General features: G+C 74.0%; 19 protein-coding genes. 4 read left to right on the top strand and 15 right to left on the bottom strand.

The genetic code is table 11. From position 1 onward, the window contains the following. Positions 1-76: 76 nt before the first annotated feature. The 5 genes from ASG23_RS08725 to ASG23_RS08705 form a co-directional block, all read right to left on the bottom strand. Complete coding sequence (locus ASG23_RS08725) at positions 77-1,750, bottom strand: S1C family serine protease (protein ID WP_056023248.1); 1,674 nt, start codon at positions 1,748-1,750, stop codon at positions 77-79. Between the two features lie 130 nt (positions 1,751-1,880). Continuing rightward, on the bottom strand, positions 1,881-3,722 hold the full coding sequence (gene menD, locus ASG23_RS08720; RefSeq protein WP_056024470.1) for a 2-succinyl-5-enolpyruvyl-6-hydroxy-3-cyclohexene-1-carboxylic-acid synthase: 1,842 nt from the start codon (positions 3,720-3,722) through the stop codon (positions 1,881-1,883). Next, positions 3,719-4,678: an o-succinylbenzoate synthase gene (locus tag ASG23_RS08715; RefSeq protein ID WP_056023245.1), complete on the bottom strand. Its 960-nt coding sequence runs from the start codon at positions 4,676-4,678 to the stop codon at positions 3,719-3,721. Before ASG23_RS08715 ends, menD begins: the two co-directional genes overlap by 4 nt. A 4-nt stretch (positions 4,679-4,682) precedes the next feature. Further along, positions 4,683-5,297, bottom strand: coding sequence for a TetR/AcrR family transcriptional regulator (locus tag ASG23_RS08710; protein ID WP_056023242.1), 615 nt, complete (start codon positions 5,295-5,297; stop codon positions 4,683-4,685). Next, the gene (locus tag ASG23_RS08705) at positions 5,294-5,617 is read right to left on the bottom strand and encodes a DMT family transporter (RefSeq protein WP_056023239.1); all 324 of its coding nucleotides are present in this window, start codon (positions 5,615-5,617) and stop codon (positions 5,294-5,296) included. Before ASG23_RS08705 ends, ASG23_RS08710 begins: the two co-directional genes overlap by 4 nt. Before the next feature lie 117 nt (positions 5,618-5,734). On the opposite strand from ASG23_RS08705, the gene ASG23_RS08700 reads away from it, so the two are divergent. Beyond that, complete coding sequence (locus tag ASG23_RS08700; protein WP_056024467.1) at positions 5,735-6,709, top strand: 1,4-dihydroxy-2-naphthoyl-CoA synthase; 975 nt, start codon at positions 5,735-5,737, stop codon at positions 6,707-6,709. Here the strand turns inward: ASG23_RS08700 and ASG23_RS20275 are convergent. From ASG23_RS20275 to ASG23_RS08690, 3 genes are all read right to left on the bottom strand, one after another. Further along, complete coding sequence (locus tag ASG23_RS20275) at positions 6,706-6,864, bottom strand: hypothetical protein (RefSeq protein WP_200941553.1); 159 nt, start codon at positions 6,862-6,864, stop codon at positions 6,706-6,708. The genes ASG23_RS08700 and ASG23_RS20275 overlap by 4 nt on opposite strands. A 119-nt stretch (positions 6,865-6,983) precedes the next feature. Beyond that, the gene (locus ASG23_RS08695) at positions 6,984-8,063 is read right to left on the bottom strand and encodes a DUF3048 domain-containing protein (protein WP_056023236.1); all 1,080 of its coding nucleotides are present in this window, start codon (positions 8,061-8,063) and stop codon (positions 6,984-6,986) included. A 76-nt stretch (positions 8,064-8,139) separates the two neighbouring features. Continuing rightward, positions 8,140-9,234: a DUF3048 domain-containing protein gene (locus ASG23_RS08690; protein WP_082516009.1), complete on the bottom strand. Its 1,095-nt coding sequence runs from the start codon at positions 9,232-9,234 to the stop codon at positions 8,140-8,142. 93 nt (positions 9,235-9,327) lie between these two features. Here ASG23_RS08690 and menE point away from each other — a divergent pair, with 93 nt between their 5' ends. Then, positions 9,328-10,470: an o-succinylbenzoate--CoA ligase gene (menE, locus tag ASG23_RS08685; RefSeq protein ID WP_157465593.1), complete on the top strand. Its 1,143-nt coding sequence runs from the start codon at positions 9,328-9,330 to the stop codon at positions 10,468-10,470. Further along, on the top strand, positions 10,467-11,339 hold the full coding sequence (locus tag ASG23_RS08680) for a 1,4-dihydroxy-2-naphthoate polyprenyltransferase (RefSeq protein WP_056023233.1): 873 nt from the start codon (positions 10,467-10,469) through the stop codon (positions 11,337-11,339). The genes menE and ASG23_RS08680 overlap by 4 nt, the downstream gene beginning before the upstream one ends. On the opposite strand, the gene ASG23_RS08675 is transcribed toward ASG23_RS08680, so the two are convergent. Then, positions 11,336-11,623, bottom strand: a complete 288-nt coding sequence (locus ASG23_RS08675; protein ID WP_056023230.1) for a DUF4229 domain-containing protein — start codon at positions 11,621-11,623, stop codon at positions 11,336-11,338. The two genes, ASG23_RS08680 and ASG23_RS08675, sit on opposite strands and share 4 nt — an antisense overlap. Positions 11,624-11,680: 57 nt before the next feature. On the opposite strand from ASG23_RS08675, the gene ASG23_RS08670 reads away from it, so the two are divergent. Further along, a complete protein-coding gene (locus ASG23_RS08670) occupies positions 11,681-11,998 on the top strand; it encodes a PLD nuclease N-terminal domain-containing protein (RefSeq protein ID WP_056023227.1) in 318 nt (105 codons plus the stop codon). 39 nt (positions 11,999-12,037) lie between these two features. Here ASG23_RS08670 and ccsB read toward each other — a convergent pair whose 3' ends face one another. Genes ccsB through ASG23_RS08640 form a run of 6 tightly spaced genes read right to left on the bottom strand, consistent with a single transcriptional unit; the run spans position 12,038 to position 17,390 of the window. Then, positions 12,038-13,075 (bottom strand): c-type cytochrome biogenesis protein CcsB, encoded by a 1,038-nt coding sequence (gene ccsB / locus ASG23_RS08665; RefSeq protein WP_056023224.1) that lies wholly within the window; start codon positions 13,073-13,075, stop codon positions 12,038-12,040. Continuing rightward, complete coding sequence (gene resB, locus ASG23_RS08660) at positions 13,072-14,793, bottom strand: cytochrome c biogenesis protein ResB (RefSeq protein ID WP_056023221.1); 1,722 nt, start codon at positions 14,791-14,793, stop codon at positions 13,072-13,074. The genes ccsB and resB overlap by 4 nt, the downstream gene beginning before the upstream one ends. Further along, positions 14,790-15,602: a cytochrome c biogenesis CcdA family protein gene (locus tag ASG23_RS08655; RefSeq protein WP_056023218.1), complete on the bottom strand. Its 813-nt coding sequence runs from the start codon at positions 15,600-15,602 to the stop codon at positions 14,790-14,792. The genes resB and ASG23_RS08655 overlap by 4 nt, the downstream gene beginning before the upstream one ends. Next, the gene (locus tag ASG23_RS08650; protein WP_056023216.1) at positions 15,599-16,195 is read right to left on the bottom strand and encodes a TlpA family protein disulfide reductase; all 597 of its coding nucleotides are present in this window, start codon (positions 16,193-16,195) and stop codon (positions 15,599-15,601) included. The genes ASG23_RS08655 and ASG23_RS08650 overlap by 4 nt, the downstream gene beginning before the upstream one ends. 1 nt (position 16,196) lies before the next feature. Beyond that, positions 16,197-16,853 carry a histidine phosphatase family protein gene (locus ASG23_RS08645; RefSeq protein WP_056023213.1) on the bottom strand — a complete coding sequence of 219 codons (657 nt, stop codon included), beginning with the start codon at positions 16,851-16,853 and terminating at the stop codon, positions 16,197-16,199. Between the two features lie 48 nt (positions 16,854-16,901). After that, on the bottom strand, positions 16,902-17,390 hold the full coding sequence (locus tag ASG23_RS08640) for a MarR family winged helix-turn-helix transcriptional regulator (protein ID WP_056023210.1): 489 nt from the start codon (positions 17,388-17,390) through the stop codon (positions 16,902-16,904). Between the last annotated feature and the right edge of the window lie 22 nt (positions 17,391-17,412).

Genomic DNA, 17,412 nt, shown 5'->3' with positions numbered 1-17,412 from the left:
GGGTACGAGCCGCTGCGTGCCGACGGCCGGGGTCGTGGGGGCGCGACCCGGCGGCCGCCGGCAGCTGAGGGGCTTGTCAGCCCTGGCCCTGCTGCTGGAACCACTCCCACAGCTGGTCGGGGGTCAGCCCGTCCGGGATGCCGGAGCCGCCCTGCTGCTCGTCGGGAGCCTGCTCGTCGGGAGCCTGCTCATCGGGGGCCTGCTGCTCCTGCTGCGGCTGCTCCTGCTGGACGTTCTCCGGCCGCACCGCGAGCGTCACGTCGACCTCGAGGGTCTTGCCGTCGCGGACCACCGTCAGGGTGCTGTCCGCGCCGGACGCGAGCGCCCGCACGTACGCGGTGAGCGACTCGGCGCCGCCGACGGCCTTGCCGTCGATCGCGACGATGGCGTCTCCGGCCTGGAGCTCGGCCGTCGCGGCGGGCGAGTCGTCGCTGACGGACTCCACGACCGCCGCGCGGCGCGTGACGCCGTCCGCGGTGGCCGTGCCGTCGGACAGGCCCACGCCGAGGAACGCGTGCTCCGCGGTGCCGTCCTCGACCAGCTGCGCGGCGATGTTCTTCACCAGGTCGACCGGGATGGCGAAGCCGAGACCGATGGAGCCCGACTCGCTGGACAGCGTGGCGATCGACGAGTTGATGCCGATGACCTTGCCCTGCGCGTCGAACAGCGGACCACCCGAGTTGCCGGGGTTGACCGCCGCGTCGATCTGGATCGCGTTGGTGACCGTGGCCTCGGTGCTGCTGTCGCCCGCGGTCGAGACGGGACGGTCGACGGCGGACACGATGCCGGTGGTGACCGTGTTGGCCAGGCCGAGCGGGTTGCCGACGGCCATGACCGGCTGGCCCACGATGACCTCGGACGAGTCGCCCAGCGCCGACGGCTTGAGGTCGTCCGGGGCGTCCTTGAGCTTGATGACCGCGAGGTCCGTCGTGGGGTCGGTGCCGACGACCGTCGCGTCGAACAGACGCCCGTCCGTCAGGGTGACCTGCACCTCGCCGTCCGCGCCGGCGACGACGTGGTTGTTGGTGACGATGTGGCCCTCGTCGTCGATGATGACGCCGGAGCCCTGGGCACCGCCGCCGTTGCCGTCACTGACCTGGATGGCGACGACTGACTGCTGGACCGCCTTCGAGACGGCCTCCCAGTTCGGGTCCTCCGACGTGGAGTCAGAGACGGGCACCGTGTCGTTGCTCGACTGGCCGATGGTGGCGAGCGACGCCGGGCGGGCGATCGAGCCGTCGCTGTCCGACAGCGCGTGCGTGAGGCCCGCGGTGGCGACAGCAGCGACGATCGCCGCCGCGGCCGCTGCGGAGGTGACGGGGAGCCAGGGGTTGCGCCTGCGCTGCGTCGGGACGTTGCCCTGCGGCGCGGGCTGGCCGGCGAACGCGCCGACGGGCTGCTGGATCGTCGCCGGGTCGTGGACGGCGGCGTGCTGGGCGGCCTCCCACTGGGCGCGACGGATGGCCTCGAACGGGTCGGCGTGCACCTGCGCCTGGGCGGCCTGCTGCGCCGCGGCGCGCTGCGCTGCCTCGTACGCCGCGCGCTGGTCCGCGGGGGCGGCCGGGTGGGGCGGCGTGAACGGGTTGGTCGGGTGCGCCTGCGCCGGAGCGGTCGGCAGCGGCTGGGTCTGGTGGACCGGCAGCGGCTGCGTCGTGTCGACGCGCGGCAGCGGCTGGGTCGTGTGCGTCTGGGGGTGCTGGTCGGCAGCGTTCGGCTGGTCGTTCGCGCCGTTCTCAGGGGTGGTCGTCATCGGGGTGCCCTCCTTGGTCGAGGTACATCACACCGAACCGGGCTGGAGGGAGCCTTCGCAGAACCTGAGAATTGGCTGCGAGTTTCGGATGGAACCGCTCCGGCGGTGGCCTCGGCGACCTACTCGACGGTCACGGTGCGGCGGGCAGCGCAGCCTCGACGGCGCTCGCCACCTCGGCGGCGAGCCGCTCACCGAGCGCCCGGCGCCCGAGACGGTCGACGCGGACCTCCACGACGCTCAGGCCCGGACCCGGGGCCGCGAGGGCGGGGAGCAGACCGTCGACGTCGCTGACCCGTGTGTGACGGACGCCGTAGCCCGCGCAGAGGGCCGCGAGGTCCGCACCGTGCGGTGTACCGAACACCCGCTCGAACACGTCCGCCCGGTCCGGCTCCCCCGGCTCGAGCGTCGCGAAGATCGATCCGCCGTCGTCGTTGGCCACCACCAGCTGGAGGTGCACCTGGGCCTCGAGCGGGCCGCGCAGCAGTCCACCGACGTCGTGCAGGAACGTGAGGTCCCCGAGCAGCGCGCGGACGCGACGCTCCGGCATCCCCAGTGCCACGCCGACGGCCGTGGAGACGGTGCCGTCGATCCCCGCGAGCCCGCGGTTGGCCATGACCACCGGCGGGGAGTCCCAGCGCGCCACCAGGTCCAGGTCCCGCACCGGGTTCGAGGAGCCGACCACCAGCGCGTCGCCCGGACCGGTCACCTGGGCGACCACCCGCGCGAGCGCCGGGCCGGTCACCCGGGTCCCGCTGCGCGACCGTCGGCCCGCGTCGAGCCCGTCGAGCACCTCGTCGATCGCGGCGCCGGCGGCCGCGTCGGCGGTGCGCCACGCGTCGAGCCACCCGGTCGGTGCGGGCATCCGGCCCTGCCGCATGCGCGCGGGCGGCTCGAGGAGCACGTCGCTCGCGTTCCGGGCGGCGTCGGGCCAGTCCTGGCCGCGCGGGGCGATCACGACGACCTCGACGTCCTGCCGGGCGAGCAGGCGCTGCACGGGCCGGGACAGGGTGGGGCGACCGAGGACGACGACCCGCCGGATCGCACCTCCCAGCCGCGGGTGCGCCAGCAGGAGGCGGTAGGCCGCGATCGCGTGCGTGCCGGCCCGGGCGCCGGACGAGGGCTCAGCCAGCAGCGGCCACCCGTTGACCTCCGCCAGCCGGCGCGCGGCGGGGCCCGCACCGTCGCCGGCGACGAGCACCGTCGCCACTCCCCCGCGACGCGCCGGTGCCGCGGAATCGACGGTCGGCACGGCGCCCGTGGTGGCCGTCGGTGCGACGTGCCGCGCCTGCACGAGCGTGAGGCCGGCGGTGGACGGTTCCGGCCACGGTGCGCCGCTCGGCACGAGCGGCTCCCGGAACGCGAGGTCGAGATGCACCGGGCCGGGGTCCCCGGTGCGCGCACCCGTCGCGGCAGCGACCGCGCGCGAGACGGTCCGGCGCAGGCTGCGAGCCTCGTCGGGCAGCCCGACGGGGGCGGGGAGGTCGACCGTGAGCCGCACCGCGCCGGCGAAGATGCCGACCTGGTCCGTGGTCTGGTTGGCACCCGTGCCGCGCAGCTCGTGAGGGCGGTCCGCGGTGAGCAGGATCAGGGGCAGCCCGCTGTGGTGCGCCTCGAGCACCGCGGGGTGCAGGTTGGCGACGGCTGTCCCTGAGGTGGTGACGACGGCGACCGGTCGCGGGGCGTGCTGCTGGTCGTCGGTGCCGTGGGCGGAGGCACGCGTGAGACCGACGGCGAGGAACGCTGCCGACCGCTCGTCCACCCGCACGTGCAGGCGCAGGCGCGGGGCGCCGGTCGGACGCTCGTCGTCGGGACGGGCGGCGTCCGCCAGCGCGTACGCGAGCGGGGCGCTGCGGGAGCCGGGGGCGAGCACCACGTCCTCGACGCCGAGGGTCGCGAGGGTCTGGACGAGCACCCGGGCTGCCGTCGTCGCCGGGTCGGGATCGAGGGGCGGCGGCGTCACGCCCGCCATCATGCCCGAGCCTCGACGGCGGCGAGCCGGGCGACCCACCGGGCGGTGAGCTCGTCGGACGCGTGCGCGGCGTCGAGCAGGTCCGGGTCGGGATCCGGGCGTCGGACGTCGAGCGCACCGTCGACCGGCCGGAACGGGTCGCTCACCAGGTCGCCCTGGAACAGCTGCGCGGTGGCCAGACCGCACGCGTAGGGCAGCTCCGGGAGCGCTGCCGCGAGGGCAACCCCGGCCGCGAGGCCCACGGACGACTCAAGGGCCGACGAGACCACGACCGGCAGCCCGATGCGCTCCGCGAGCTCCAGGCACGCGCGCACGCCACCGAGCGGCTGGACCTTGAGCACGACGATGTCGGCGGCGTGCGCGCGCGCGACCGCGAGGGGGTCGTCGGACCGGCGGATCGACTCGTCGGCCGCGATCGGCACGTGCGTCCGTCGGCGCAGCGCCGCGAGGTCGTCGACGCCCGGGACCGGCTGCTCCGCGTACTCGAGCCCACCGGCGGCCCGGTCGAGCGCGACGAGCCGGGCGAGCGCCGTGTCGACGTCCCACGCGGCGTTGGCGTCGACCCGGATCGCTCCGTCCGGGCCGAGCGCGTCGCGGACCGCCTCCAGGCGGGCGATCTCGTCGGCGAGGGACTGCCCCGGCTCGGCCACCTTGACCTTGGCCGTCCGACAGCCACCGGACTCGCGCACGATCCGGTGGGCGGTCTCGGCGTCGACGGCGGGGACGGTGACGTTGACGGGGATCCGTGTCCGCACCGGCTCCGGCCAGCCCTCGTCGGCCGCTTCTCGAGCGGCTCGCCACCACGCCACGGACTCGGCGACGTCGTAGTCCCAGAACGGGCTGAACTCCCCCCACCCCGCCGCGCCGTGCACCAGCAGCCCGTCGCGGACGGTGAGCCCCCGGAACCGCGTCCGGAGCGGCAGGGACCAGACGTGCAGGTCAGCGGGGTTGCGCGGCACGTCGTCAGGGTACGTCGGACTCGGTTCCCCACGCGTCGAGGAGCAACGCACGCGCGGTGGCGCGCACCGGTCGGTGCTCGGTCAGGGCCGTCACCACCGCACCGTCGACGACCGCGGTGGTCACCGCCGTCGACGTGGGCGCCCCGACGCGCGCGACCAGCTCGCCCAGCACGGTGTCGACCACGCCGCGCCCGGCGGCGAACGCGGTGGCGAGCGCCGCGTGCCGGCCGGCGCCGAGCAGGTGCTCGTAGTAGCTGCGCACCTGCGTGTCGTCCCCGGCCGGCAGGACGGCGTCGACCAGCACGCGCACCGCCGTCGCCGGGTCCTGCTGCACGGTCACCGCCGGCGCCGCGGCGAGGACCGTCCGCGCGTGCGCGGCCCACTCGTCGGCGAGCGCGCGCCCGGCGGCCGCGGCGAGATCGTCCAGGGACGCGAAGTAGTAGGTGGTCGCCGAGAGCGACGCCCCCGCCTCGGCCGCGACGCGACGGTGCGTGAGCGCGCCGGGCCCGTCGCGCAGAGTCAGCGCCGCGGCGGCGCGAGCGAGGTCGTCGCGCCGCCGCGCACCCTTGCCGCGAACGCCACGGTCATCCCGGTCCCGGTCACCACCGCTGTCCGTCAATGCGCGCTCGACGAGAGGTTCAGTCCGACGACGCCCGCGACGATCAGCGCGAGCGAGACGATCTTCAGCACCGAGACCGCCTCGTCGAAGACGACGATCGCGAGGACGGCGGTGACGGCCGCCCCGATGCCGACCCAGACGCCGTACGCGACGCCGACGGGCAGCGTCTTCAGCGCCCAGGCCAGGCCGCCCATGGACGCGACGAGCAGGACGACGAACAGGATGCTGGGCCAGAGCTTGGTGAAGCCGTCCGACGCCTTGAGGCTGAGCGCCCAGCCGGCCTCGAGCATGCCGGACACGATGAGGACGATCCAGGCCATGGTGATGCACCGCTCTTCCGCACCGTGCGCGCCGGGTGGCAGTCCCCGCCGTCCCGCGCACGGTTCTGGTACAAGCGTACCAGAACGGTTCGACGCGGTTAGGCTGCCGCCGTGACCCTGCCCCCGCTTCCGGCCTCCGTCTCCGACACGTTCGACCCGACGCGCTGGCGCACGGTCGACGGCTTCGAGGACCTCACCGACCTGACCTACCACCGAGGGTTCGCCCGGCCGGGGCCCGATGACACAGCCGCCGACGGTACCCACGCAGTCGCCAGGGACCTGCCCGTGGTCCGCGTCGCGTTCGACCGCCCGGAGGTGCGCAACGCGTTCCGCCCGCACACCGTCGACGAGCTGTACCGCGTGCTCGACCACGCCCGCACCACCTCCGACGTCGGCACGGTGCTGCTCACGGGCAACGGCCCCAGCCCCAAGGACGGCGTCTGGGCGTTCTGCTCCGGCGGCGACCAGCGCATCCGCGGCCGCTCGGGCTACCAGTACGCATCGGGCGACACCGCGCAGGACGTCGACCCGGCGCGCGCCGGGCGCCTGCACATCCTCGAGGTGCAGCGGCTGATCCGGACCATGCCGAAGGTCGTCGTCGCGCTGGTGAACGGCTGGGCGGCCGGCGGTGGGCACTCCCTGCACGTCGTCGCCGACCTCAGCATCGCCAGCCGCGAGCACGCCCGCTTCATGCAGACCGACGCCAACGTGGGCTCGTTCGACGGCGGGTACGGCTCGGCGCTGCTCGCGCGGCAGGTCGGGCAGAAGCGGGCCCGCGAGATCTTCTTCCTCGCCCGCGAGTACTCGGCGGAGCAGGCCCTCGCGTGGGGCGCGGTCAACGACGTGGTCGACCACGCACGCATCGAGGAGGCCGGGCTGGAGTACGCCCGGATCATGGCGACCAAGTCGCCGCAAGCCGTCCGCATGCTCAAGTTCGCGTTCAACCTGGCGGACGACGGCCTGGCCGGGCAGCAGGTGTTCGCCGGGGAGGCGACCCGCCTCGCGTACATGACCGACGAGGCTGTCGAGGGGCGGGACGCGTTCCTGGAGCGTCGCGAGCCCGACTGGTCGGGCTTCCCGTACGCGTACTAGCTGCCGGACACCGCCCAGCCGGCGAGGTCGATCACCGAACCGAGGACCCCGGCGGCGCCGACCAGCAGCGCGACGAGGACGACGGCGGAGGCGATGACGGCGCCGAGTGACCGGACGTCGTGCTCAGCAGGAGGCTGGTGCGTGAGTGTGGCCATGCGTCGAGCCTGCGCCGAGGACGCTCACCCCGGCATCGGCCCGCAGGCTCGTCGTCGTCCCGACCTGGGGTGGCCAACCCGACCGCACAGATCATCCCCTGGGCGGACAACCGTTCGGGTCAGCTGACGGTGAGAGACCCCTTGCCGGCGGGCACGAGCTCGACCCACGTGTTCCCCGGCGCCAGGTCAGCGGGCTTGCCGTCCATGGTGAACAGTCGCATCGGCGCGGCGTCGGAGTCCTTCTGCCAGCGCACCGGCAGGGTCTTGCCCCCCGTCGCGATGACGCCGTCCCCCGAGCCGACGAGCGTGTAGGTGGGGACGGGGGCACCGCCCTGCGCTGCGAAGGCTGTGTTCGGGTGGTCGGCCGTGATGGACACGACGTTGACCGCCGAGAGCCGAGCACCGCTGCGCGCTGTCGCGGGCGACGCACCTTCCGACCGGAGCCAGGTGCCGCTGCCGCCGTCCCACGTCCAGGTCGGGCTCGAGGCGGGCGACAGCTGGAACGCCAGCGTGCCCGCCGGGGTACCCGCCGCGACGGCGGCCGCGCGGTCGGCGCTGCGCGCGAACGTGAACTGCTCCCCCGGCGACGCCTGGTGGTCGGCGTCGGCCTGGCCCCAGAAGGTGGTCGGTGTGCCGTACACGTTGTGCGGCGCGGCGCGGTCCTTGACCCGGTACATCCCGGGAGCCCCCGCGTCGTGGCTGATCATCTGCACCCCGCTGGCGGCGACGAGGTCCAGGATGCCCGGCTGACCGCCCGAGAAGGCGAGCAGCCCGTGCATCGGCGCCAGGATCACCGGGTCCATCGGCCGGACCGACCGGATCGGCCCGACCTCCGCCGGGACCTGCGAGTGGTACACCGCGATGAACCGGGACACGTCGAACTCGACGATGGTCTCCCAGACGACGTCCGCCTGGTCCAGGCCCGTCTGCGGGCGGGCCACGGCCGTGTTCTCGATCTTCACGGCGAGCGAGGGCCGCACGGCCGGCTCACCCGCGACACCCGTCAGCGGCCAGGTCGGTGGGACGACGGGCACGGGCGCGGGCGCCTTGTTCGGGGCGATCGTCGGCCCCTGCGTCACCGGGGCGGGCGACTCCTGCGGGGACTCCTGCGGCGAGCTGCAGCCGGCGACGGCCAGGGCCAGGCCGGCGAGCACGGCAGCCACCGCGCTGCGCGTCCCTCGTCGTGTCGTCGTCGTCATCGTGCTCCCCCGTCGTTCGCCTGGACCGGACCAGGCTGCCATGCCACCGCTCCCTCACCGGGAAGCCTGGCCGTTCTCAGCTGATCGTGACCGAACCCGAGTCCACCGGGACCAGCTCGACCCAGGTGACCCCGGGAGCGAGGGTCAGCACCGACCCGTCGGCCGCCGCGAGCGTCAGCACCGCGTCGGTCCCTGCCTTCGCCCACGTGCCCGTGACCGACTTCCCGCCGGTGCTCACGGTGGCGTCGCCCGAGCCCTCCAGCACCGTCTCCGGGACCGGGTTGCCCGCAGGGTCCGTGGTGCCCGAGTCCACGACGCGCACCTTCAGCGTCACCACGTTCGTCGCGGCGATCCGGGCGCCGGAGCGCAGCATCGCCGGTGCGGACCCTTCCGCACGGAGCCACGTCCCGGTCCCCGCGTCCCACGTCCACGTCGGCCGCGAGTAGCCGGAGAGGTGCACGGCCACGGTCGACGACGGGCCACCGGCGACGACCGCGGTGGCCTTCTCCGGGGTCTTCGCGATCACGAACTGGGTGGGCGGCGCAGCGGCGTGGTTGCCGTCGGCCTGGTCCCAGAAGGTCTGCGGCGTCCCGTAGACGTTGTGCGGCGCCGGCCCGACCCCGGACTTGCGGTAGAAGCCGGCGGCGCCGGCATCCATGCTGATCGTCTGCAGGCCCGCGTTCTTCAGGTCCTGGACGAACTGCGCCTGGCCACCCGAGAAGGCGATCAGACCGTGCAGGGGTGCGGCGATCGCGGGGTCCATCGGGCGGACCGAGCGGATCGGACCGACCTCGGCGGGCACCTGCGACTGATAGACCGCGACGAACCGGCTGATGCCGCCCTCGACCACCTGCTCCCACACGACGTCGGCCTGGTCCAGGCCGGTCTGCGGGCGCGCCTCCCCCGAGTTCTCGACCTTGATCGCGAGCGCGGGGCGCACGGCGACCTCCGCGGCGACGACGCCGGTGAGCGGCCAGCGGGGCGGCACCACCGGTGCGGGCGGAGCGGCCTTCGCCGCCTCGATGACGGGCGCCTGGGTCACCGGCGCGACGGGCGAGCGGTCGGTCGGGGACCCGCTGCAGGCGCCGAGGACGAGGACGGCGCCGGTCGCCAGCGCGACGATCGCAGCGGATCGCCGACGGGCGCACGGGACGGTGAGGACGGGCGACACGGTGCTCCTTCGGGTGTGAACCGCGCGACACTCTACGGCGTGACCATGTGCGCTCCGGGCGGGCACGCGCCGTGACGGACCTACGCTGAGCGGGTGATCCGACCCCTGCGTGACGTTCCCGCGCGGCCGGACCTGCTGCTCCCGGCGCTCGCGGCCGCGCTGTCGGGCACCGGACCCGCGGTCGCACCGGGGCGGGCCAGGACCACGTCCGGCGACGTGGGCGAGGACGTCGCCGTCGTCGTGCAGACCTCGGGCTCCACCGGTGAGCCCCGGTCCGTCCTGCTCTCGGCCACCGCCCTGCGCGCGTCGGCGCGTGCGACGCACGACCGGCTCGGCGGGGCCGGGCACTGGCTCCTTGCCCTCCCCCCGGACCACGTCGCGGGCCTCCAGGTGCTCGTCCGCTCGATCCTGGCCGGCACGGTCCCGATCGTCCTGGCTCCCGGCCCGTTCCGGGCAGCGGCGTTCGGCGCGACGGTCGGCGCGATGCCCACCGACGGGCCGCGGTACACCTCGCTCGTCCCCACCCAGCTGGCGCGGCTCCTCGACGACGCCGGCGCGACGGACGCGCTCCGCTCCTTCGACGGCGTGCTGCTGGGTGGTGCCGCGGCAGCACCGGACCTGCTGCCCCGCGCCCGCGCGGCCGGTGTCGCTGTCGTGACGACGTACGGCATGACCGAGACGTGCGGGGGGTGCGTCTACGACGGTCGCCCGCTCGACGGGGTGTCCGCCCGGCTCGACGGCGACGGTCGCATCCTGCTCGCCGGTCCGGTCCTCGCCGACGGCTACTTGGGTCGCCCGGACCTGGACGCCGAGGCGTTCGTGCAGGTGGACGGGGTACGGCACCTGCGGACGTCGGACCTCGGCACCTGGTCCGACGGCTCGCTCGAGGTCCTCGGCCGCGCGGACGACGTGCTGGTCAGCGGGGGCGTCAAGGTGCCGCCCGCACCGGTCGAGTCGGTCCTCGCGAGCCTGCCCGGGGTGGCCGAGGTGTGCGTCGTCGGCGTGCCCGATGCCGAGTGGGGACAGGCCGTCGTCGCGGTCGTCGTCGCCCGCTCCGGCACCCGACCGCCCACGCTCCGCCAGGTCCGCACCGCCGTCGCCGAGCACCTCGGCGCCACGCACGCCCCGCGCCACCTCGTGGTCACGGACTCGCTCCCCGTGCGCGGCCCGGGCAAGATCGACCGTCGGGCCGCCACGTTGCTCGCCGTCCGCCAGCTCGAGAGGAACTCCACGTGACGACTGCCAGCGACTGGGTCCAGGGTGCACGACCGCGGACGCTGCCGGCCGCCGCCGCCCCCGTGCTCGTCGGCACCGGGGCCGCCGCCCAGCTCGGCGAGGCCGACCTCGGACGCGCTGCTCTCGCGCTCGGCGTCGCCCTCGCCCTGCAGGTGGGCGTCAACTACGCGAACGACTACTCCGACGGCATCCGCGGCACCGACGTGGACCGGGTCGGGCCGCTGCGGCTGACCGCGTCCGGCACCGCCAGCCCGGGGACGGTCAAGGCCGCGGCGTTCGCGGCATTCGGCCTCGCCGCCCTGCTCGGCCTCACCCTGGTCACGATCACCGGCCAGTGGTGGCTGCTCGCCGTCGGCGCCTTCGCCATCGCCGCGGCATGGGGGTACACGGGCGGCCGGCGGCCGTACGGCTATCGCGGGCTCGGCGAGGTCGGGGTGTTCGTGTTCTTCGGCCTCGTCGCCGTGCTCGGCACCACCTACACGCAGGCCGACGAGCTCTCCTGGCCCGCGTGGGTCGGTGCCGTGTGCGTCGGCATGCTCGCGTGCGCGCTGCTCATGGCGAACAACCTGCGGGACGTGCCCACGGACGCCCTCGTCGGCAAACGGACCCTCGCCGTGCGGATGGGCGAGACCTGGTCGCGACGCGCCTATGCGGTGCTCGTGGTCGGCCCGGTGCTGCTCGGCGGGATCGGGTGCGCGTTCGCGACACCGTGGACGCTGATCGTCCTGCTGCTCCTGGCGCCGTCGGTCGTCCTGGCCGTCACGGTGCTGCTCGGCGCGCGCGGGAAGGCCCTGGTCCCGGTCCTGGCGGGCACCGGACTGCTCGAGCTCGCGTTCGGCGTGCTGCTCGGCCTCGGGCTGGCGCTCTAGCTCTCGCGCGCGGCCTCGTCGGCCGCATCCTCGACGTCCGCGTCCTCCTGCGCACGCTTCCCCAGCACCGTCCGGTCGCCCGCCGCACGACGACGCTCCGCGCGCTCGGCCAGCTGCCGGGCGGCCGCGTCCCGTGGGCCGGCGAGCAGCACGTAGGACAGCCCCCACGCGAGGAACGCGGCGACGACGGCCACGAGCCAGGTCCGCATCCCGGCCCACCACAGCAGGCCGAGGCAGGCACCGAAGAGCGCGAGGCGCAGGACCGAGTAGACGACGAAAGGCACGGTCCCAGGGTAGGCGCTGGGGCCTCGCTGTCGGTCCGAGGCGTCTACTCTGACGAGGTGAGGAACCTGGCCGTCCTGCTGATCATCGGACTGAGCGTCTACTGCGTGTTCGACGTCATCCGCAGCACCACCGCCGAGCGCCTCGGGGTGCACCCGGTGTTCTGGATCGCGCTGATCCTCGTCGTGCCGCTCATCGGTTCGCTCGCCTGGCTCGCCGTGCGCTGGTCCCGCCGGACCGCCGGCGGGCCGGACCAGTCGACGCGGTACCGCCGCACCACCGGACCCGACGACGACCCTGACTTCCTGTCGAGGCTGGACGACGACCGAAAGCGCACCGATCCGGGCACGTCCGACGACGCACCGCCGACGGCCTGAGCGAGCTCGGCCCGCCGTGGCGGTGGACGGCCGCGACCGTCACACGCCCGAGTAGGAGTGCTTCCCCGTGACGACCAGGTTGACGACCGTGAAGTTCGCGAGCACGACGGCGTAGCCGACGAAGACGAAGTACGACGCCCGCCGACCGCTCCAGCCGCGCGTGGTGCGGGCGTGCAGGTAGGCCGCGTAGACGACCCACGCGACGAACGTGCCGACCTCCTTCGGGTCCCAGCCCCAGTACCGCCCCCACGCGTGCTCGGCCCAGATGGCGCCGCCGATGAGGGTGAACGTCCACAGCACGAAAGCGACCGCGTTGAGCCGGAACGCCAAGGCCTCGAGCTCCCGCGAGCCGGGCACCTGCTCCAGCCAGCCGAACCGCGGTCCGCCGACCCAGTGCCGGAACCGCTCGGAGCGGGACGAGCTCGTGGCGGCGCGGGTTCCGACCGCGACGGCAGGCGCGTCGACGGGTGCGAGGGCCTCGTCCCGGAAGCTGCGCAGGACCTGCAGGATGGAGGCGGCGAACGCGACGGTGAAGATGCCGGTGGCAGTGATCGCGACGCCGACGTGCAGGATCAGCCAGTAGCTCTGCAGGGCGGGCTGCACCTGGTCGGCCTGGATGTAGAACACGTTGAGCGCGAGGACGAGGGCCAGCACGGAGATGCCCATGACGACCACGCCGACGAACGCGATGACGCGCCTGCGCTGCACGATCGTGAGGACGAGGACGGCGACGAACACGCCGACGATCGTGAACTCGTACATGTTGGCGGTCGGCCACCGACCGGCGGCGATGCCGCGCAGCACGATGCCGGCAAAGAGCATCACGAGCCCGAGGAGCGTGGTGGAGCGCGCGATCCCCTCGGCGCGGACCGACCGCCCCGGCGCGCTCTGCGCCTCGGACCCGGCGACGGCCGTGGCGGGTCGCGTGTTCTCCGACCCGACGAGGGCCGCCTCGGGGACGCGCTTCTGCGCCCGGTCGGCGATGCGCGCGAGGTCCACGCTGTAGGCGATCAGCGCGACGGTGAACGCGGTCGCGGCACCCCAGACGAGCAGGGTGCTCAGGTCACCGATGGTCATGGCGTGCCTTCTCCTGAGGTCGGGCCGCGGGGGGCGACCGGGGGTCTGTCAGCCGTGCGGGCGGGCACCTGGGTGAGCACCTGGGCGAGCACCCTGTCGAGCTCGGGCTGGAGGCCGACGTCGTCGCCGCGCGCCAGCCCGGCCGCGGTGACCACTGTACGACCGTCACCCTCGGCGGCACCGTCTGCGGCCCCCGGGGTGAGCCGGAGCCAGAGCCGTCGCCGCGGAGCGAACAGCGAGGTGGCGAGCCCGGCGAAGGCGAGCAGCGCGAACACGAGCACGAAGGGCAGGGCGGGGTCGTGGCGCAGGTCGAGCGCGACGTACCGCGGCAGCTCGTTGAAGGTCACCGTGCCCATCCCGTCGGGCAGGTCGACGGTCTCACCAGGCTTCACGACGAGGGTCACGGGATTGTCGTCGTCGTCCATCAGCTGCGTCATCCGCGCCTCGTCGAGCTCGTACACGTTCTGCGGGACGCCGGTGTCGAGCCCGAGGTTGCCCTGCCAGACGGCGAGGACGAGCGCGGGGTCGTCGGGCTGCGGGTTCACCGAGGCGTAGGCAGGCCCGAAGGACGTCTCACGCTCCTCGAGGGTGGGCAGGAGGTACCCGACGAGGCCGATCTGCTCCTGGTCGCCGGACACGTCGGGCACCTTGACGACGCCGCGCGACGTGTAGACCTCGTCCTGCGGAAGGAACGGCGTGGGACCCGAGAACGCCACCTGTCCGGAGGCGTCGCGCACGGTGATGTCGGGCGCGTAGCCGTTGCCCTGGAGGTAGACCTTGGCACCGCCGGCGTCGAGGGGGTGGTTGACCTTGATGGTCTCCTCGACCGGCTCCTCGCCGGGATTGGTCAGGGTGACGTGCGCGGTGAAGTCGCGGGACTGCAGCGTGACCGGGTCGAACCGGGACTCGAACTCGTCGAGCCGCAGCGTGAACGGGACGAGGCTCGACGGGGTGAACGCGGTCCCCTGCTCGAAGGTGTCGTAGTCGACCTGCGCGTTCGCGAACCCGCGGCCCTGCACGACGATCGCCTGCCCGCGGTAGTGCAGCACCTGCCCGGTGGCCACGGAGATGAGCAGCCCGACGAGCGCGAGGTGGAAGACGAGGTTGCCGGTCTCCCGCAGGTAACCGCGCTCCGCGGACACCGAGATCGTGCCGTGGCCCTCGTCGCGGGTGTCCACGCGGTAGGTCGGGACGAACGGGAGCCAGCGCCACCCACCGCGCAGAACGGCCGCGGCGTCGTCGGCGACCTTCGACGGCGGGGCGTCCACGAGACCGGAGCCCTGCGCGGGGAAGCGCGTGAACCGGCGGGGAGCGCGCGGCGGCCGCCCGCGGACGCCGGCCAGGTGCACCTTGGTGCGCGGCAGGATGCAGCCGACGAGTGAGACGAACAGCAGAAGGTAGATCGCCGAGAACCAGACGGAGGAATACACGTCGAAGAACCCGAGCCGGTCGAGCCACGGGCCGGTGGTGGGGTGGTCGGAGATGTACGTCGCGACCTTCGCGGTGTCCTGCGCGCGCTGCGGCCAGACGGTCCCGGGCACGGCGGCGACGGCCAGCAGCATGAGCAGCAGCAGCGCGACCCGCATGCTGGTGAGCTGCCGCCAGGCCCAGCGCAGCCAGCCGACGAACCCCAGGGTGGGCAGGGTGGGCGGCGCAGGAGGAGCCTCGGTCGGCTCCATGAAGACGTCGGAGAGGCCCTCGGGCCGATGCACGCTCATACGACCGGCACGAACGGGTCGCCGCCGACGAGGACGCCCTGGAGCCACGACGACCAGGTACCCCACACACCCGTGACCAGGGCGATCCCGAGGATCACGAGCATGGCACCGCCGAACCGCATGATCGCGAGGCGGTGCCGGCGCAGGAACCCGAGCGCCCCGGCGCTGCGATCGACGAAGAGCGCCACCAGCAGGAACGGCAGCCCGAGCCCGAGGCAGAACGCGACGGCCAGCAGCGCACCGCGACCGGCCGACCCGCCGTCGAGCGAGAGCGTGAGGATCGCGGCGAGCGTCGGGCCGATGCACGGCACCCAGCCGAGCCCGAAGGTGACGCCCAGCAGCGGTGCGCCCCACAGGCCCGCCCGCGGCGCGAGGTGGACGCGCTTCTCGTTCTGCAGGAACGGGATCACACCGAGGAAACCGAGGCCGAGCACGATGACGACGACGCCGAGCACGCGCGTGATCGGGTCCTGGTACTCGACCAGCAGGCCGCCGAGCGACCCGGCGAGGACGGCCAGCGCGACGAACACGGCGGTGAACCCGGCGACGAACAGCGCGACACCGAGCAGCACGCGGGAACGCGCGGGGGCGGTGCGGACCAGGGTCGTCCCGGCCGGTTGCACGCCCAGACGGTCGGACGACCCTGTCATCCCGCCGAGGTACCCGACGTACGCGGGAACGAGCGGGAGCACGCACGGCGACGCGAACGAGACGAGCCCGGCGATCAGCGCCACCGGGATCGCCAGGAGCAGCGACCCGGAGACGACGGTCTGACCGAAGGCGTCCCCCGCGTCGGCGAAGAGGATCATGGCGCGCGCACAGGGGCTTGTTCGAGAAGCAGCTCGTCCACCATCGAGCGCAGGGTCGACGGGTCGGCGAGGCCGAGGATGCGTCCGGCGACCATCCCGGACCGGTCGAGCACGACGGTCGTCGGCACGGCGTTCACCGGGACGGTGCCTTGCAGCGCGGCGATCGCGGCGCCGTCGGTGTCGGCGAGGCTCGGGTACGGGACCTCGAACTGGCGCTCGAACGCCTGGGCGGTGCCGGCGTCGTCGGTCCGGTTGATGCCCAGCACCTGCACGCCGTCGGCGGCGTAGTCGGTGGACAGGGCCGCGAGGTCCGGGGCCTCGGCGCGGCACGGCGGGCAGTTCGCGTACCAGGTGTTCAGCACCACGACCTCGCCGCGCCAGTCGGCCACGTCCTGCGCGCTGCCCGCGAAGTCGGTGCCGGACAGCTCGAGCGGACCGGAGCGGTCGCCCGCTGCCCAGGTCGTCGTGCTGCCGTCGCCGGACTGGTAACCCTGACCCGCGACGTCGTCGGGCGTCGTCGTCGCCTCGGGCGTGCAGCCCGCGACCGCCAGGAGCGCCACCACGGCACCGACGAGGAGAGCGCGTCGCCGCACGTCAGGCCCCCGCCACCGTCGACGCACCGGGCAGCAGCACCGCGGCGGGCTCGCTGTAGCCGACGCCGACCAGGGTGTCGCCGTMGTAGCGCAGGCTGGTCAGCGACGCGACGGAGCACTGCCGCTTGCGGGGGTCGTGCCACAGGTGCCGGTTCTCGAGCGCGAGCCGCGTGACCCAGACCGGCAGCTGGTGGCTGACCAGCACGGCCTCGTGACCGCGGGCGAGCCCGCGCGCGGACTCGACGGCGGCCAGCATGCGGTCCACCTGCTCTTTGTACGCCTCACCCCAGGACGGCCGGAACGGGTTGCGCAGGTAGGGCCAGTGCTCGGGATGGCGCAGCGAGCCGTCGCCGACGCCGAACGTCTTGCCCTCGAAGTGGTTGCCCGCCTCGATGATCCGCTCGTCGGTACGGATGTCGAGACCGAACGCCGCCGCGATGGGCCGGGCCGTCTCCTGCGCGCGCTGCAGCGGGGAGGCGATGACGGCGACGACGTCCCTTCGCCCCCCGGCACCGGTCCCGGCCAGGTGCTCGGCGACCATGTCAGCCATGGCCAGGCCACGCTCCGAGAGCCGGTAGCCGGGCAGCCGTCCGTACAGCACGCCGTCGGGGTTGTGCACCTCGCCGTGCCGCATCAGGTGGATCGTGGTCGCGACCATGTGCTCAGTCTCGCAAACAGTCCTGTGCGCGACGGACACGCTGCGGGGTCACTCGACGTGACACGCGCCACCCGTCAGGTGCAGGCGGACCGTCTCCATCGCGTCGCCGAGCGCGGCGAACTGCTCGGGCGTGAGCACGTCGACCAGGTGGTCCCGCACGGACTGCACGTGGCTCGGGGCGGCGGCGACCAGCACCTGCCAGCCCTTCTCGGTCATGGTGCAGTTCACGCCGCGGGCGTCCTCGACGCAGGGCACCCGGGAGACCAGCCCCTGCTCCTCCATGCGCCGGATGGTGTGCGTGAGCCGGCTGCGGGAGTGCGCGAGGTTGTCGGCGAGCTGGGCCATCCGCAGCGTGCGGTCGGGCGTCTCGGAGAGCCGGACGAGGACCTCGTACTCGTGCGTGGACAGGCCGGTGTCGCGCTCCAGCTCGTGCTCGAGCGCAGCGAACAGGCGTGCGGCGCCGCCGCGGAACGAGCGCCACTGGGTCTGCTGCTCGGCGGTCAGCCACTGCACCTCGGTGGATGTGTCACTGGTCACAAGCGCGCCTCCGTCCTCGGTC

It is taken from the genome of Cellulomonas sp. Leaf395, assembly GCF_001424125.1.
Taxonomy (GTDB): Bacteria; Actinomycetota; Actinomycetes; order Actinomycetales; family Cellulomonadaceae; genus Cellulomonas.
The sequence above is the reverse complement of the archived record's forward strand: the minus strand, read 5'-3'. Positions and strand labels throughout refer to the sequence as shown.

Coding starts and splice junctions, on each gene's coding strand:
- ASG23_RS08725 (WP_056023248.1), bottom strand. CDS start 1,750: ATGACGACCACCCCTGAGAACGGCGCGAACGACCAGCCGAACGCTGCC.
- menD (WP_056024470.1), bottom strand. CDS start 3,722: ATGATGGCGGGCGTGACGCCGCCGCCCCTCGATCCCGACCCGGCGACG.
- ASG23_RS08705 (WP_056023239.1), bottom strand. CDS start 5,617: ATGGCCTGGATCGTCCTCATCGTGTCCGGCATGCTCGAGGCCGGCTGG.
- ASG23_RS20275 (WP_200941553.1), bottom strand. CDS start 6,864: ATGGCCACACTCACGCACCAGCCTCCTGCTGAGCACGACGTCCGGTCA.
- ASG23_RS08695 (WP_056023236.1), bottom strand. CDS start 8,063: ATGACGACGACGACACGACGAGGGACGCGCAGCGCGGTGGCTGCCGTG.
- ccsB (WP_056023224.1), bottom strand. CDS start 13,075: ATGACCATCGGTGACCTGAGCACCCTGCTCGTCTGGGGTGCCGCGACC.
- resB (WP_056023221.1), bottom strand. CDS start 14,793: ATGAGCGTGCATCGGCCCGAGGGCCTCTCCGACGTCTTCATGGAGCCG.
- ASG23_RS08655 (WP_056023218.1), bottom strand. CDS start 15,602: ATGATCCTCTTCGCCGACGCGGGGGACGCCTTCGGTCAGACCGTCGTC.